We start from the raw sequence: 17,331 nt of genomic DNA on the forward strand, positions 1-17,331 counted from the left end.
TTAACACCATTTGAGGCAAGGCAAGCTTATACTCGTCAAACTATATGATAGTGTTACAATTATGCTTGACTAGGACATACACAATAAGTTGCACAACTACGTACTTATTCAATTATTTCCATTGTAAAAACTTCAACATGTCACTGTTTCAGCGAATTACTCCCCCTCATAATAAAAGTTGCCTAAATGCTGATTTTAAATTTTTTTCAATCCATCTTCACATTATCAACATAGCTCCCTGTAGCAAAAGGATGATACTTACTTGACTGAACACAGCCAGCGCTGGCGAAAGGTCTCCCCGCATACGGAAAAGATAGTAAGTATAATAACTAACCACAGAAAATAAAGCAGATAAAAAGAAGTCATAAGGTAACATAGGATTCCCTATCAATAGGTTTAAACCTAGCGTCACCAGTAGTAACGAAAAACCTACGACCAATATCACTTTTAGTGGTTCAGCCACACGATTAAATAACTTACTAAATATCACTATAGGTAATCCAATATAGATCCAAATTGTAAAGAAAAATTCGAAAGTAAATAGCCAAATTGACAAAGGAAGCAAAAAAACACCTCCACTTATACTTTGAATACCGCTTGAAACTGTTAAAAGTGAATCGTCAGCACTATTAAATGGCAATTGCATCAAGAACAAAACCATTACTGACATAACCATGTATACTCTTAAATCCATCTTAATAAATCTTTCATGAATATCTTTTATATGAGTCAAAACTATCTCCTCCTCTTAAAAAAGTGTTTTCCATATTTTCAATATTGTCGATTTTACGGTTGAGTTGCTTTACTTTTTTGTTAAGGCCAATATAAGATAACCCGTAGATCAACCAATAATCACACAGTGCATACAAAACAAATAGTATGACGTAGCCCACTAACGATTTAGGTGCACCAAAGACAAAGGTGATCCAAAGCACGTAGATGCTAAACGTCAAAATGAAATTAATGAAGACTCTCGCATGGTACATCGGCGTATCATCATCTAAATATGCTAAACTTATGGGGATCATCGCACCCGTCCAAATGGTGATGAACACCTGAAAAATATAGGTTCTAAGTTCTGACCACCCCAAATTATTAGCAATGATGAGCGATAATTCTCCATTACTCAGTGATGCTAATATCAACATAACATGTAGTAAAAAAAAGCTGATAAAGATGCCAAATACTGATTTTCTAAAGGTGCCTTTTTCTATTTTTATGATTTCTATCATTTTCATCGCTCACCTCATATGCCTAAATGACTTTTAATTTTCTCAACATAACGCCTCGATACATATGTCTTATCACCGTTTTTAAACTTAAGTGTAATCGTCCCAGTGATACTTAGATCTAGACTTTTTACTTTCTTAAAGTTGACGATTTCGGAATTTGAAATCCGCACATAAAGCTTACTCGGTGGGTGCTCTTCTATTTCGTATAGCCTGTTCTTTAATGTGAAGGTGCCTTCGTCACACACAGCAACGATCTTATGCCCTTCTGTTCTGATGCTCACCACCGCCTCTGGATCAATGATAAACACCTCTCCACCATCATATCCAAGTAGTCTGGGATCTTCCTCTTTCCCAAGTTGATCAATCAGTGCTTGGACCTCTGGTGTGATTTTATCCGTATGTATGGTTAAACATGGCCTCTTGAATTGCTCGTCTATCACTATTTTTAATTCCAATGCTTCACTCCTACGCATTTGACTTAAGTTTATATTATAATAACAACCTCACAAATACAATATCTGTATAGTAACCGGTCGCTACTGGTAACTAGTCGGTGTATATAAGGAAATACTTCCATAATATCCTTTTGGAAACCAGATTGATTTCTTATTTTGGTTATGATAACATATGGTTAACTTAATGTTTTGCTATTTTTTAGCGCGAAAGGGGATGTTCAAATATGATGACTAATAATACGGTGATTTTTAACTAAACTGAATATTGGCGTGTGAGTAAACACCGGAGGGAAAGCCTCTTTGTTTCTTTGCGCCACATCCATGTAACCTTACGTTCAAACTGTCACGTCAACTGAGTTGGCGAAATGCGACATCAATTTGATGATAACCGCAAGATAATCAGTCTCTGATGAGGCTACTATCTCGCGGTTTTTTTGCGCCCATTTTTAATTAAAATCAGCATCACTATAGGAGAATTTATATGAAAATTTTAAAAGAATACGGCTATATACAAGGTGAAAATACACACATATATGATACCTTTCCAACTGGAGTTATTCCTGCTCGTGTGGTAGAAATCCACAGAAACCTATACAAAGTAGTATGTGAACATGGAGAGGTTAATGCTTCTCTCAAAGGGGCTTTCGTACACGAAGTCAAAGAAAGAAGCGACTTCCCCGCTGTTGGTGATTTCGTTCTCATCACCTATAACGACTGCGGGAATTCTGGAATCGTAAAGATTTTGCCTAGAAAATCAAAGTTTTCACGCACTGATTTTTCTGGTCATGCGGTAGGATATGTGAAAACTATACTAGAGCAAGTTGTTGCAGCGAACTTTGATTATGTATATATCATGTCTTCACTGAACCAAGATTTCAACCTCAACAGGATTATGCGTTACCTCACTCAAGCGAGACAAAGTGGTGGAAAGCCTGTGGTGATCCTCACCAAAGCTGATCTTTGTGATGAAGAGAAGATCGACTTGCAAGCACAGGTGAACGCTATCAAAGCACTTGCTGATGATATCGATGTGATCCCTGTCAGTAGCTATACTAAGGTGGGAATCGATCAGTTAACGCAATATTTAACGCCTAGAAAAACCATCGTCTTTTTGGGGATGTCTGGTGTAGGAAAATCATCGCTTCTAAATGCGCTTGCTAAAGAGACTGTGATGACAGTAAAAGATATTCGTGCAGATGATGCGCGCGGACGACACACCACCACACATAGGCAGCTCATCATGCTTCCTACTGGCACGATGATCATCGATACGCCTGGCATGCGTGAACTTGGCCTTTGGGATGCAGAAGAAGGTATCCACATGGCATTTTCAGAGATTGAAGACTTAATCAATATGTGTCGCTTTTCGAACTGTCATCACAAAACAGAACCGGGCTGTGCAGTTTTATCTGCACTTGCTAGTGGCGATTTATCAAAGTCACACTGGCATGACTATCTCGCTCAGAAAAGGGAATCTACTTTTGTAAAGCAAAAAGTAAAACCTAAAAAGTTATCAAAAAAAATGAGAAAGCGGGGGTAAAAAAGTGAATGCATTAAATATAGAATTAAATAAAAAATCCCTTACACAAGCACTTTCAAATAAATTTAACGCTGTTGTCTGCGATGTAGAATTTTCATCAGAAGTTTTACAAGGCGGCACGGTAGGAGATGTCTCCAAGCTCTTTGGACAGGCAAAAATCCAGGGTGAAACGACTGCACAGCCATTTGAACTGGTGGTGAAAACACAGAAACAGTGGGACCGCAGTGGTGATCCCCAGTGCTGGCGACGGGAATATGAAATCTATCACAGTGGACTTGTGGCTAAACTCCCACAAGAACTAAAATTACCTCAGTGCTACCTACTAGAGGAAAGCACTGACACCACAAGAATCTGGATGGCCTATGTAGACGGACTTACTGGAAATAAGGCGTTAAATGTTGCAGAGCTTGCAGATGCCGCCTATCAACTTGGTGTGTTTCAAGCTAAGTACCATCTGCAGGGTGAGATGAACTTACCCTATATCCGTAGCTATCCTGCTGTTCGCTCAAGTTTTGACCTGTGGTGGGGATATACTGAAGCTTTGCTTAGTAAGCCCATTGAAGGATTTCCAGAAGCATTAAGAGCCATCTTAAACAACTACGGGATGCACTCAAAAGATTTGTTAGGCTCATTTGATGTACTCCCTAGGACGCTGTGTCAAGGCGATGTGCACCATGATAACTTGATTTTCAACAAATCTTTGGGGGAAACCTCTATCTATCTCATTGACTGGGACAGTGCAGGCTATGGCTTTATGGGCGAAGATGCGGTTGATCTCTTGATGGAAGCATTTATCTACTCAGATAGAGATCCCGCGCTTCTTCCTGAATATAGACATAAGATCATCGAGGCCTACTGTCGTGGTGTCCGAACGCAAGGTTTCAATGGTCAAGGCATAAAAATTAAGGGCTTCGACTTCTATATGAGCGAAACCCTGATAAGAGAACTTTTTGTACTTTCATGGGGATTTAGAATTGTTGATCGCTATGTCTATCACGAAGATGCGGCTGAAAAAAGAAGATGCCTAGAAATACTAGAAATGATGCTTAAGGAAGAAGGTTGATTGGATGGACCCATTTTGCTTAAGTAACTAGTCTACTTTTTAGCATCCTAAATATAAAATAACCAAGTAGCACCATGGCGATGACCATAGAACCGCCTAATGTGAACCACTTGAGCGTAGTTAAGACAGGAGCTGCATTTAGTATAACCCAAGATACATCTGGATGTGTAAGCATCACTATAGAAACTGTGATGTTTTCCAGAAAGTCAAAGCCAACAGCTACTAAAGGCAGCAAAGGAAGCCAGTTTATGATTGCTTTTTCTCCAAAACTACCTGTCTTTTTGATACCTTTAATCAATAAACCTATACTCGAAGTCAACCAGATTCCATAGACAAGTGGCCACAAGATATCAAAACGTACCTTAGAAACCACATAGTATTCTCTCGCCTCAGGTGAATAACTAGAAACGAGATCCTGTAAATAATCTGAAGTATAGAAAAATTCTGTGTCAGGTGAAGCAAGTCCACCGGTTATAAGATCACTTTTACTTGATTCATTGGGCAATATCAAAAACAAATAAAGGAGAAAAAGACCACTAAATAATAGGCAAACTTTCCAGTTAATAAGCCGCTTGATAATGCTATTCATAGTGGTCTCCCTTCTTCTTGATCCTAATGATGATTTCATTTTTCCTAAACATCGGTGGCACAAAAGGTGGATTATATTGGGCAAGCATATAGTTTGACTGACCCGTATACCCTTTTTCAACTAGCCAATTTTCCAAATTGCTTTTCATTTTTTCTTCCTTTGTATTATTGGTAAAACCACTATATGTTATCGTTGCAAATATCCCTTGATCAAATTTCTTCACCGATAAGTGACTACTATTGGGTTTTGGAATATCCTCGCCAAATTGTGCAGGCACAACAAAAGCCATCTTTTTCTTATCTCCCGTTACTTCTTCAATCACTGGCACGGTCATGGAAATCTTCATCCTATCTTCGTTGTCACTAGAGATATAATTAAAAAGCGTTCCAAAGCCTTGATTGATCTCCAGATCAAAGTCATTGTCATATTCTATCACATAAAAATCGCTGTATTCCCTTACTTCAAAGTTACCGTCTTTCGTCAGCACTTTGTAATTTGGTGATTCGTATTTTCCCATATCCCCACTCCACTGTTATCCATCAAATTCTAGTTTTAGCGTCAAGTCATTTCGACTGATTACTCTATACTAGTGGATTATACCCGTGTATGAGTGAATTTAAGCTATGGTTTGTTTTTTATGACTCTATAAAAAAAGTGCCGAATAATCACAACAATTACTCGACACTTTGGAAAAGTTAACCATCAATTTACTTGGGGAGTACTTCAATCGCAACTTTTCCTATTCCAAATTTGCTAGTAGCTTCAACTTCAATTAGAGTCCCTAATGGTTCAATAATAGCCAATGCTTCACCATAATAAGTATCTGAATATATATTCAGATAGCCGTCTTTATTAAATGGACATCCATGTCCAAAACCTAATAAATTTCCTCCAGAAACTGACAATTTAATTTCACCTCTAGCAAGTGGTTTTAAAACGCCATATTCATCCGTATATTTAAACCTTATATATGCAAGTTCATGTGTTCCTATGACCGTTTTCTCAGGTAAAATTTTCAAAATTGTATGGTTTGTAGCACTCACTAAAATCTTAGTGGCTATTTCTTTTTTAGCCTCATCTAAAGCAATTGCTTTTAGTTCCCCTGGAAAATATTTTGTATAAAAATAAGTTCTTCCATGTTTACCGGTCTTCTTTTCACCAATAATTTTATTGTTTAGATATAACCTTACACTGTGTGCTACAGAATATATTTCAATTTTCACCTTGTTTCCATCGCAGCCGTTCCATGCCCAGCTATCACGTGCATTGGTCATTTTCCAAGCAGATGGTGAATGCGGAGCTTTGTATCGATCAGCTGGTACAACAGCTATATTAATCTCATCAAGTCCAAAAGCAACGCGAGTGTATAATGCTTCAGCCAAAAGTTTACCGGTTAAATCTATCCTGCCACTTCCAGCACTGATCCAACCTACACCAGAGTTAAAATTATCTGCATAGTCACTGTATTCATGCGAACCGATCCCAACTTCTCCTAAATAGTCCATACCAGCCCAAACAAAATCACCAATAATTGAAGGGTGTTTTTCAGCCAACTTAATAAACTGATAAGCATCCTTACAAAATGTTTCTGTTCCTAAAATAATTCGATCAGGGTATTTCTTAACATCTTTTTTATACCTTAGAATTCCATAATTATAACCGGCTATGTCTAAATATGAAAATGCATCTTTCGTCTTAATATCACAGCCATATAAAGTTGCACCAAACTTCATAGCTTTATCACCTAGTAGTCCTGCTAAGCGATTATAGAATTCACTTCCGACTGCATTCTTAGCTTTACTTCGATCTTCTGCATAAGCAGATTTCTGTGCTTTTTCATCAGTGTATACCCCAAGACCCAATGAACTTAATAGATTAAAAAAGATATTGACGCCACATGTTACTGGTCGTGAATCATCTAGCTCATGTAGATAATTTGTCATCACTTTTGTTAGTTCTATCCCTTTGGGCTGGGCTGTTTCAGAAACTTCATTACCAATAGAATACATGATCACACTTGGATGGTTAAAATTCTTATCTACCATATCTTTTAGATCGCTTTTCCACCACTCTTCAAAATAGTTTACATAATCATACTTTGTTTTATGAATATACCAACAATCTACAAATTCATCCATTACAAGCATACCTAACTCGTCACAAGCTTTTAACAACGCTTTAGAACAGGGATTATGCGCTGAACGAATTGCATTATAGCCCGCTTCTTGAAGACGTTCAATTTTGCGTCTTTCTGAAAATGCATATGAGCAAGCTCCCAATATTCCATTGTCATGGTGGATACAAGCACCTTTTAATATAATTTTTTTATCATTTATACAAAAACCATTTTTAGCATCAACATTTATCGTTCTCACACCAAAAGTAACACTTTGTATATCCATTCCAAAAGTAACACGACATTGATAAAGGAATGGTGTTTCAGGAAACCATGCTTTAACATTTGGAATAACTAGATTTACACTTTCGCTTTGATTCACATCTACATATATTGTTTTTATGCACTTATCTTCACATAATATCTCAACCCTTGCGGTGTCTTTCGCATTCGTCTTAATTGTTATTTCAACTTCACCAGTGCTATAATTCACAGTCTTAATCTGGATCCCATTTAATAAGATGTGTTCTTTTGGTAGAACATATAAAGATACTGGTCTATAGATACCCGCACCAGAATACCACCTGCTATTTGGTTGATCTGCATTTCTAGCGATAACTCTCAAGTGATTTTCGCCTTCGACAATCTTACCCGTTAAATCAACATAAAAATTACTATATCCATAAGGTCTACTACCAACTTTTTCACCATTGAAGTAAACTTCGCTGTTATGATAGATGCCTTCAAATTCTAAAATGACGCAGCTATTTATTAACGCTTCATCGCCAACAATTTTTCTTTCATACCAATAATCATACCCTTCATACCATCCAGTATTGACACCGCCTTTACTAGTTGATGTCCTTTTTTCGCTTAACATAGCGTCATGAGGTATGTTCACATAAGTACCATGATCTGAACCCACGTGACCATAAATCCAATTCTCATTCAAATTAATTTTTTTCATATTTACGCCTTTCTAACTTCTAAAGCAACTTATTCTTCAGGAAAAATGAGCTTTAAAATCGGAAAATAGATGACCATTTGAATCCCACCATTGACAACTGTAATGACTATATTGTATACAGCTACCGGCATCAAATCTTTCAACAGAGGTACATAAATTGACATTAACAGACTACAAACAATAGTAATCATAAAAAATGCAATCACATACCACAGTATCTGGTACCCTATATTACCTTTCGATTTAAAGGTTATATTCCTTTGAACAGGGAAATTAATACATTGTGCAATGAACAAAGTAGTAGCAAATGCTATAAAGTATCCCATCCCTCCCGTCGCATCACCCGTTACGGGAAAATCAAATACATAAGTGTCAATAAAGCCTACTCTAATATGCAAAAGTTGACATGGAATTTCAGACCACTTCGTGTACTGGTATAAAAGTTCCGGTAAAAATGTTAACATCAAATACTGTACTAGAGTGACTAATAATGAAAATAAATAGAACTTAATAAACTGAAAAAGGACTTTTGATAATTTAGGATGCTTATTCTTAAAGGATTCTACTTTGTTCGTAAAGATTAAATGCGTCGCACTCATAAAAAAATTCCTTTCATTAATCATTTTATTATTAAAGGGAGCTGAGTATTAATCAGCCCCCATAATAATTAATTCTTTACTCTTTTCATAAAACCTGCAATCACACTTACAATTGCACAAGCACCAATCAAGTAACTTATAGATAAAATTGTCCCTACTTGTGTGGCATCTCCGAACATGACAATACCTTGAAACGCATCTACAAATGATCCAACTGAACTAGAAATCAACTCAAATACAGAGATGCTATACAAAGCTGTAATTATAATAACCAAGTAGTCATTGTCTTTAAATAGTAACAAGACATTAATCACTATTCCTAATAGTAAACCTCCTAATACAATAGTGTTCATAGATAAGGCTTGTGATGACCAGCTTAGATACTTCACTAACGCTACTACAGCAGTTAATGCTGTAAATACCATGAAATAGAATCCAAGTGCTTTTTTTCTTAGAAATTCCATTATAGTGTCACCTCACTTTTCACTTGTTTGTTACTTTGCTTCGACTTGAATAAAAATAGCAAGCTTAATAATTCCAACACACTAAATAAAGCAATTAATCCAAAGAAAGTTGGTTGCCACCAAGGTGTAAGTGAAACCACTCGCGATGTAACGCTCTGACCATTTACCACATTACTATTGGAGATATTATATAATATATTATGCGCTGCTCTTCTCAAGTGACCAAGTAACTCTCCGTCATCATTAGCTCGTATTGACTCAGTGATTACTACCGAACTCATACCTGGAAAATCCAAGCAAAAAGAGTCAGTTCCCGATGCTAACATCGTTTCATAATGCGATTTATAACCTTCTTCTGCGCCTGCAATTGCATCAGTTTCAATGTGCCCATTGAAACCCCATTCATTTCTCATCACTTGAATATTAAGCGCATCTTTTGCAAATGACCCTACTAGCCCAAGTCGGTTAAATGCTTGCATTGCTGAATTGCCACCCGCTTTTGCTATAGCACCTTCAGCACCTCTTAATGCACCTTCTCTTAATGCTTGCTCATTGAAAAATACCGAAATACCTTCCCTACTGTTCTCTTGATCGTTTGCCGTAACATGTTTTGCACCAGCATGAACACCTTTTTCTTCTAATGCTTCAACAAAAGGAATTGAGCAAAGATAATTCATGTTTGCATCTTCAGAATAGTATTCAAAGTTTCTTCCGCCAAATGGTGTTCTATGAAGGTTAACACCTGGACCCCAGATCTCTACGATGCCAAGAAACAAACCTTCCTCGCCCATAAGCTCACCTCTTCTTGCTATCAAATCGCGATTGAATGAAGATGCAAGTATAGACTCGTTGGTATAACAAGCAGTTGGGCTAGTAAAGCCATATTTTTCTTCACTAAAACTAGATATACTTCCACCAATTCCATCCGGACCATCTCCAGCAGGTGAAGCTGGCACGCCTAATGATGGGATCTCTTTAGTTCCAAAAGTATTCGCAATCAAAGAAGCCATTTCTTCAATTGTCATTTGGTTTAAATAACGCTCCCAAAGCGGATCATCCTTGTCTACCCCTCTTAAAGTCACCAGCTGTATATCTTGATTTTCTCCTTGGGTATAATCACTGATCGAGAGCGCACCTTCAGGTTTTTTATAAAAGCCTCCATTTAATTGCGAAATCATATCTTCATTTAATGCTACTTTAACTGCCTCACTAGGATAAGTTCCTTGCCAATCACTACGAGACAGATAAGTGGTTTTATCATCAACCCAATAATTGATGTCACAATCTTCAAATTGATTTGTAACCACAACATTTGTTTCTGCGGAAAGCGCATATTTTGAATCATCAAAATTTTCTTGCCATTTATATGCTTTTACAGAATCACCAGAGGTGTCAACTCCATTGATATCATACATATTTGTCGCACCTTTTTTGCTCAAAATGTTATTGAGTGCATCATGTACATTGTCTCCTAATGCCACATAATAGTCACCCTCGCTTAGGATATAACCTTTGACATTGACATAGTCATAACTCGCAAGCAAATATTTGTCGCAATCAATTGTCAAACTTTGAGATTCACCTGGTGCTAAAATATCTGTTTTCCCAAAATCCAAAAGTTGTATGGCAGCTTTTTCAACTAAGTTCTCTTGCTCATAATCACCATATGGTGTTTGAGCATAGATTTGTACAACTGATTTACCTGGCAACTCACCTGTATTGGTTACCGTTACATCGACAGATACAGTATCCTCGTTCACAGTTACTTTATCTATCTTTTGATCGAATGAGGTATACGACAAACCAAATCCAAACGGAAAAGTCACTTCATTTTTGTATTCCCAATCATTCCCGTCTGAAGAACCAGTACTACTACTAGCGTTAAATCTATTTAAGATGCTATCTTCATATCGTGTCTCATAATATTTATAACCAATATAAATCCCCTCACTTTGAACTGCATAAGTCGATGCTTGTTCAGGAGAATCTGTTAATTTTTCTACTACATCTTCAAAATTTGACCATATAGGGGCATTGTAACTGTTGTTTGTAACCGCTGGCGATGACAGCGAATTGACAGCATATGTTTCAACCAATCTTCCTGATGGGTTTGTCTCGCCTTTTAATATGCTTGCTACAGCTTCAAACCCTTTGGTACCTGGACATCCAATCCATAGTGCAGCATCCACATCATATTCGTCCAACCATCCGAGTTCCATGGGATTTCCACTATTAATCAAGACAATCGTCTTTTTAAACTTACCTGATTCTTGAATCATCTTCAGTAAGTCTGATTCTGTTTTATGAAGTGCTAACTGGCTAATGCCTTCTTCTGGATCCTCCATGAATAGCTCATTACCCTCTCCACCTTCTCTTGCTAGCATTACAATTGCAACGTCATTATAATTGCTTTCCCATGAGTTCTTTAATTCATCTGTATAAAATGAGATATTCTCTTCACCAAAGCTCCACTCTGAAGTTTCTTGTGTTCTAAAATTAAAACCAGCGACACCACGCTTTGTTGAACTTTCTTTATATGCACTGAAAAGTTGATCATTAATCTTAAACCCTGCTTTTGATAGGGCTTCATAAAGATCTACACCATCCTCAGTTTCGTAAGCATTGGACCCTGCTGATTTATTTCTATACAAAGGTTGTACTACAGCGTGTCCAAATAAAGTTACATTTACTTCGCTTGAATCAAGAGGCAATGCATAGTCTTCATTTCTAAGTAACACCATACCTTCTTCTGCTTCAAGTACACCTTGTTCATGTGTATCTTCAATTAACTTCTTTAGATTTTCTCCGTTGATTTCTCCGTATTCACTTTTGTAATAAATTGTATCCTCTGCTTCACCTTCGATGTTTACGATTTTACTTGTCTGAATCTTCAAGGCACCATTTATTGTACTTGCATAATCAAAAGCCAAATTCGTTCCGATTATAGAAAGACACAAAAACAATGCAAAAAAAGAAGATAGTCCAGTCCAAAATCTACTCTTACTTCGTTTCATTACTTTTCCCCCTTCTTATCTTATTTAGACGTATCTACAAACTTTATGTGTATGTACGTCTGCTTGAACATGTTAACATATTCTTAACATTTTTAGACTTTGACGAAGTAAGTGGTAATTTTTATATCGTAAATGACAAAAACCGATCAGAAGATCGGTTTAAAATATAATTTAGAAATAATTAATTTTGTTTAGGAATGATAATATTTAATTTGAATATATTTTTTTCTGTATTTATTGATATTGATCCGCCATACTTTTCAGTTATATAACGAATACTTTTAATTCCAAACCCATGATAGTTATCATTATCTTTCGTAGTTCTTGGTAAACCATCATTCAGCTGAATCTCATTCTCAAAATAATTAGACAGATTTACAACAACATAATTGCCTTTCGAGATGATTTTAAGGCTAATGATCCTTTTATCCTCATCATTAATTTTTAAGATTGCTTCGATTGCGTTATCGAGTGCATTACCAAACAATGAATAAACATCCGATAAAGACATAAACTCAAGTTGCGCACCATCAGCAACACATGAGAAATTAATCTTATATTTTTCTAGCAATAAACTCTTTTCTGAAATCAGTACATCTAGCGCTGAATTTCCTGTTTTCAGGGAAAGTTCATATATACTTAACGCCTTTTCAATTTCTTCGAAATATTCTGAATTTTCTTCTTTTAGCGACTCATTTTTTAGCATAGAAATCTGATATTTCAAATCGTGAAATTTCATGTTCAGCAACTCGACATTTTCAGTTGCAATTATGTGACGTTCTCTCTCAAGGTGAAGAATCTGTTTCATAGATTCATTTTGTCTCTCTAACTTTCCCCATTCAAACATGCCAAAAAGTAAAATTAAGAGTAGCAAACACGAAAAGGAGTCAAATAAATAACTACCAATTGTTTGAGTTTCCGTCATACTCGTCCAAAGACTTAACCAATACACTATAAAAGTAGAGATTGCAGTAAAAATAATCATATAAACATTTCTAAGTCCTATCACGTCGTCTGTCTTTAGTCTTTTTACCAAAACAAAGTATGCAATAGTATAAATGGTTATTGTTATGACAAAATTCAAAAGACTTTTATCATAATTTGTCTGCGTGGTATAAATTAAGAAAATAGTTTGTGTAATTGAATGCGCTAAATGCTGTAAAATGATTGCAGCCAGTCCATAAAAAATCAACTCTTTAAAACTATTTATTTTGAAACATATCCAAATAACAAGAAGTGATAAGAGCATCACAAATATAAATCCAAACGTAAACCAACTCCCAATACGAAATCCCTCCCAGAAATACCTTTGGGGAAATAGAAGTGGAACACCTGTATATAATATAACAATCCCCATTATCGAAAGTATATTGATCCTAGGTTTTAATACTGAACAAAACATAAATTCCGCAATCAGTAATTGTAAGTGAAACTCCATAATAACTCTCCAATGCTTAAATTATAACTGTTGCCCCATGAACTCTGCCAACTTAATCATAAATTCTTTCTTCTTTCTTCTACTTAAAGGTACTCTGTCTTTCCCTACGACGATATAGTCTCCGTGTATTTCCATGACATGTCTCAAATTAATCAAATAACTATTATTACATCTATAAAAATTTAAATTCACGAGTTCCTCTTCAATCTTTTTTAATTGACCATACACTTTATAGACTGATTTTTCAGTGTGATAGATGAGTGTATGATTAATTACTTCTATATACAGTAGATCAAAAACTGATATTTTTTTTAAAACGTCTCCCATATTAAGTAATATACTTCTGTCATGATTACTCATAGTAAAATCTATCGCTTTATTTAACTTCATCTCTAGATCAAAAGATTTTAATGGTTTAACCATGAAATCTAGTGCATTAAATTCATAACCCTTTACAGCATACTGCACTAAATTTGTCATGAAAATCAAGGCAACATTATTATCTTGTTCACGTAACATTTTAGCAGTCTCAATCCCATCAAGATGAGGCATATTAATGTCCAAAAATACAATGTCATAAATAGGCTCATAGTCACTTATAAAATCCATCCCATTTTTAAACCATTCGACTATAAAGTTATAGTTCTTTTTTTGACTGTATTTATCAAGCAGTTCTCGAAAGACTTTTACACATTGAGAATCATCTTCTACAATCGCTATTCTAATATTTATCATATGAATAAATATTCCTTCCTACTTAATAATATCAATACAAATATCATAACATTTTTCAACATGTAATTTTATTGTATTATTTTTTGTACTCCGCATAACAATCATGTAGTAACTGGTCAGAAATTTAGCGTAAACGGTTAATTACATCTCTTTATCATATTTGACGCGGTAATAAATACCATAGAAAATTACAAACAGATATGAACCCACCAAAAGCAATATTGGCAGTACCCCAACTCCCATCAGTGCATAGCTTAACATCAATGCGCCAAACACATATACCATCATGTCATGCGCCTTTGCCTTCGCACGGTTGCCCACTGCGATGTTACGCTCGTCGTTTTGATCAATGGCGATTTGCCTTGCTATCTCAGGATGACCTTTCAAAGCCTTACGCTGAATGATATTACCCATACCGTGACCGAAAGTACCACAGCCGATCCCTATAGCCACGTAAGGAAGTGCCAGCATGACTCCCTTTGGATCTGTAAGTGCCTTAATTAGATAAAGGCCAACTACTAACAGTGCCAAACCTATGGAAACAGTAATATAATCAATCATTCTCTTTTGCTTACTTTGTAAATTTACGGTTTTATTGTCCATAATGTTATTATTCATGTTCTTTTTCCTCCTCGTAAATAAATATTTCTTCTATACTAATCTCGAAATAACGTGCAAGTTTAAATGCCAAGAGTATAGACGGATTGTATCTGCCATTTTCTAGCGAACCGATGGTTTGGCGAGAGACCTCCAGTATAGCTGCCAGTTCTTCTTGCTTGATGCCCTTTTGCTTTCTTAATTCCTCTAAACGATTTTTCATAGCTTTACCTCTCTTTATGTAAAGTTGACTTTCCATAATTTTAGTATATCACGTTATTTTGAAATGTAAAGTATGCTTTCCATTTTTTGTTGGATTTGTCGACAATTTATGGACATGAAAATAAAATGATTGTAGGGTTTGTAAATATATTGAAAAAAGTGTGCGCTGATGGTGACTTTCCGTATTTGACAAATGAATATTTCCCACTAGATTAAATTTATTGTAAAAGCTATACTCTTTATATAGATATAAAGAATAGATGTAAGGAGTGAGCTTTTGAAACTGATCCTATGTGATGATGAAAAAAACGCACGTCTATGGGCGGAACAAGCCATAAAAAACTGGGCGATTGAACGAGAAGATGACATCGACCTAATTGCATATACCAGTGCAGAAGCCATGCTCTTTAATAAAGACGCATGGGCAGATGGAGATGGTTTAATTTTAGATATTGAGCTAGGAAATATGAACGGTATGCAACTCGCTAAAGAAATCCGAAAATCAGACGTCAACATCCCGATTTTATTTGTAACGGGCTATGAGCGATTTGTTTTTGAAGGATATGATGTTGGTGCAGTCTCTTATCTGTTAAAACCAGTTAGCGAAGTGAAGTTGTTTGAATCGCTTGACAGGCTAAAGACCATGAGTACTAAAAATCGAGAGTTTATACTCATAGAATGGCGGAATGCTTTGGAAAAAGTATATCTGACGGATATTCTCTACATAGAAAGCGACCGACATAATTCTTTGATTCAAACAATTAAAAAGAGGCTTACCGCTTCAAATGGCATCGGTCAATTTGAAGCTGAACTCACAGAAAAAGGGTTCTGCCTCACACATCGCTCTTATCTGGTGAACATCGCGCGAATTCGTAAAATCACGAAAACAGTAGTTGTTTTAGATAATGATTATGAAGTGCCAATTGCAAGGGGAAAATGGGCTTATGTCAATCAAAAATACCTAGACTTTTATCGAAAGGGAAAATTATAATGGGTGTAAAATTAATCTTGTTGGGTTTCTTTGTTTATTCGATATTTGTTGGAAACACAATCTTAAAAGGACCCGTTAAGAATACTATATATGTCATAGTCTTGGGAACATTCTTTACACTTAGCCAATTCACTCCTTGGCCAGCATGGGGGATAATTGCAGTTATTGCATCCTCCGAAATCTTCTTATATTTTTATTCAGAGGACTTATTGGTAGAATTCTGGTTTCGCCCACTTCTTGCGGGAGGGTGGATTTTTCTTATGGCGACGCTAGCCCCTAATAGCGCTCTATATAATGATGTAGTCGCAGTTGTCGGTATTACTCAAATCCTTTTTATGCAACTTAGCTATAAAAGAGGTTACCTAAGTATCTGGAATACAAGTATCGTAACGAGTATAAACCTTTTACTGGTAACCATCAGTCTTTATCTGACAATCAATGGTGGTGCTGTTTTCAAAGATGAGCACCTAGTCCACAGCTCACAAATGTTATTGCTTGCCATAGCAGTTGCGATTTTTATGCTACTAGAGTTGACATTAAGTGGATATGAAAAAGGTTTTAGGCTTACCACAAAGGAACTGAGAGAACACATGCTTAGCCAACAGTATCACGAAATTCAAGCCATCTATTTAAACATGAGAGGCTGGCGACATGATTATCATAATCATATACAAGTATTAAAAGCGACTTTGGATCAAAATCAACCGGAAAAAGCAAGGACTTATCTCGATGGCATCGAAGAAGCACTTCGTAAAGTGGATACTTATGTGAAATCCGGAAATGTAATGGCTGACGCAATCTTAAATAGTAAGTTGACACTTGCAGAACAACACAAAATCAACATTACCTGTGATGCTTTTTTACCTGATACACTCTTTATTTCTGATCTTGATCTATGTACGATATTGGGTAACTTATTAGACAATGCAATAGAAAGTTGTGAAAAGTTGCTCCCAGATAAAAGATTTATGAGAATCTATCTTGCGATGCAAAAAAATCAACTCTATTTATCCGTTCAAAATGCTTCAGTAGAAGAAATAGGATTTAAGCAACAACACTTTATCTCAACAAAGATGGGAAGTCATGGACTTGGCATAAAACGCGTTGCTACAGTTGTATCTAAATGTAATGGATATATCTCATTCAATCAAGAGCCAGGTGTTTTCGCGTCTGAGATTACGATCCCCACGCCATAGTATTATTAGTATTAAATCTGCAATTCGTGCTCAATATGGACAATTCGTGCCAAAAGTGGTAGACTTACCACTTTTTTTGTTATACTCACACAGAAATCACATACGAAAGGAAA

The 17,331-nt window shown here is 36.1% G+C and carries 17 protein-coding genes; 4 read left to right on the forward strand and 13 right to left on the reverse strand.

The annotated features are described in order from the left end of the window. Positions 1–217: 217 nt before the first annotated feature. Genes QE109_RS17040 through QE109_RS17050 form a run of 3 tightly spaced genes read right to left on the reverse strand, consistent with a single transcriptional unit; the run spans position 218 to position 1,687 of the window. Positions 218–733, reverse strand: coding sequence for a hypothetical protein (locus QE109_RS17040; RefSeq protein ID WP_281095752.1), 516 nt, complete (start codon positions 731–733; stop codon positions 218–220). Beyond that, a complete protein-coding gene (locus QE109_RS17045; RefSeq protein ID WP_281095753.1) occupies positions 708–1,238 on the reverse strand; it encodes a DUF3021 family protein in 531 nt (176 codons plus the stop codon). Before QE109_RS17045 ends, QE109_RS17040 begins: the two co-directional genes overlap by 26 nt. An 8-nt stretch (positions 1,239–1,246) precedes the next feature. Further along, positions 1,247–1,687 carry a LytTR family DNA-binding domain-containing protein gene (locus tag QE109_RS17050; RefSeq protein ID WP_281095754.1) on the reverse strand — a complete coding sequence of 147 codons (441 nt, stop codon included), beginning with the start codon at positions 1,685–1,687 and terminating at the stop codon, positions 1,247–1,249. Between the two features lie 481 nt (positions 1,688–2,168). Here QE109_RS17050 and rsgA point away from each other — a divergent pair, with 481 nt between their 5' ends. Both rsgA and QE109_RS17060 read left to right on the forward strand, forming a co-directional pair. Next, the gene (rsgA, locus tag QE109_RS17055) at positions 2,169–3,227 is read left to right on the forward strand and encodes a ribosome small subunit-dependent GTPase A (protein ID WP_281095755.1); all 1,059 of its coding nucleotides are present in this window, start codon (positions 2,169–2,171) and stop codon (positions 3,225–3,227) included. A gap of 277 nt (positions 3,228–3,504) precedes the next feature. Then, the gene (locus tag QE109_RS17060; protein ID WP_342637175.1) at positions 3,505–4,290 is read left to right on the forward strand and encodes an aminoglycoside phosphotransferase family protein; all 786 of its coding nucleotides are present in this window, start codon (positions 3,505–3,507) and stop codon (positions 4,288–4,290) included. A 19-nt stretch (positions 4,291–4,309) separates the two neighbouring features. Here QE109_RS17060 and QE109_RS17065 read toward each other — a convergent pair whose 3' ends face one another. The 10 genes from QE109_RS17065 to QE109_RS17110 all read right to left on the reverse strand — a co-directional run bounded on the left by QE109_RS17065 (position 4,310) and on the right by QE109_RS17110 (position 15,032). Further along, the gene (locus QE109_RS17065; RefSeq protein ID WP_281095756.1) at positions 4,310–4,879 is read right to left on the reverse strand and encodes a hypothetical protein; all 570 of its coding nucleotides are present in this window, start codon (positions 4,877–4,879) and stop codon (positions 4,310–4,312) included. Then, on the reverse strand, positions 4,872–5,396 hold the full coding sequence (locus QE109_RS17070; protein ID WP_281095757.1) for an SOUL family heme-binding protein: 525 nt from the start codon (positions 5,394–5,396) through the stop codon (positions 4,872–4,874). The genes QE109_RS17065 and QE109_RS17070 overlap by 8 nt, the downstream gene beginning before the upstream one ends. 190 nt (positions 5,397–5,586) lie before the next feature. Further along, positions 5,587–7,962, reverse strand: coding sequence for a glycoside hydrolase family 2 TIM barrel-domain containing protein (locus QE109_RS17075; protein WP_281095758.1), 2,376 nt, complete (start codon positions 7,960–7,962; stop codon positions 5,587–5,589). A 29-nt stretch (positions 7,963–7,991) separates the two neighbouring features. Continuing rightward, positions 7,992–8,561, reverse strand: coding sequence for a hypothetical protein (locus tag QE109_RS17080; RefSeq protein ID WP_281095759.1), 570 nt, complete (start codon positions 8,559–8,561; stop codon positions 7,992–7,994). A 68-nt stretch (positions 8,562–8,629) separates the two neighbouring features. Next, on the reverse strand, positions 8,630–9,025 hold the full coding sequence (locus tag QE109_RS17085) for a hypothetical protein (RefSeq protein WP_281095760.1): 396 nt from the start codon (positions 9,023–9,025) through the stop codon (positions 8,630–8,632). Beyond that, a complete protein-coding gene (locus QE109_RS17090; RefSeq protein ID WP_281095761.1) occupies positions 9,025–12,039 on the reverse strand; it encodes a beta-glucosidase in 3,015 nt (1,004 codons plus the stop codon). Before QE109_RS17090 ends, QE109_RS17085 begins: the two co-directional genes overlap by 1 nt. 181 nt (positions 12,040–12,220) lie before the next feature. Further along, positions 12,221–13,477, reverse strand: coding sequence for an ATP-binding protein (locus QE109_RS17095; protein ID WP_281095762.1), 1,257 nt, complete (start codon positions 13,475–13,477; stop codon positions 12,221–12,223). Between the two features lie 21 nt (positions 13,478–13,498). Continuing rightward, positions 13,499–14,212, reverse strand: a complete 714-nt coding sequence (locus QE109_RS17100; RefSeq protein WP_281095763.1) for a LytR/AlgR family response regulator transcription factor — start codon at positions 14,210–14,212, stop codon at positions 13,499–13,501. Between the two features lie 141 nt (positions 14,213–14,353). Continuing rightward, a complete protein-coding gene (locus QE109_RS17105; protein WP_281095764.1) occupies positions 14,354–14,830 on the reverse strand; it encodes a hypothetical protein in 477 nt (158 codons plus the stop codon). Then, positions 14,823–15,032 carry a helix-turn-helix transcriptional regulator gene (locus QE109_RS17110; protein WP_281095765.1) on the reverse strand — a complete coding sequence of 70 codons (210 nt, stop codon included), beginning with the start codon at positions 15,030–15,032 and terminating at the stop codon, positions 14,823–14,825. The genes QE109_RS17105 and QE109_RS17110 overlap by 8 nt, the downstream gene beginning before the upstream one ends. A 276-nt stretch (positions 15,033–15,308) precedes the next feature. On the opposite strand from QE109_RS17110, the gene QE109_RS17115 reads away from it, so the two are divergent. After that, on the forward strand, positions 15,309–16,022 hold the full coding sequence (locus QE109_RS17115; protein WP_281095766.1) for a LytR/AlgR family response regulator transcription factor: 714 nt from the start codon (positions 15,309–15,311) through the stop codon (positions 16,020–16,022). Continuing rightward, positions 16,022–17,218: a sensor histidine kinase gene (locus QE109_RS17120; protein ID WP_281095767.1), complete on the forward strand. Its 1,197-nt coding sequence runs from the start codon at positions 16,022–16,024 to the stop codon at positions 17,216–17,218. Before QE109_RS17115 ends, QE109_RS17120 begins: the two co-directional genes overlap by 1 nt. Positions 17,219–17,331: the final 113 nt, after the last annotated feature.

Origin of the sequence: Fusibacter bizertensis (genome assembly GCF_029914245.1) — a bacterium.
GTDB lineage: Bacteria > Bacillota > Clostridia > Peptostreptococcales > Acidaminobacteraceae > Fusibacter_C > Fusibacter_C bizertensis.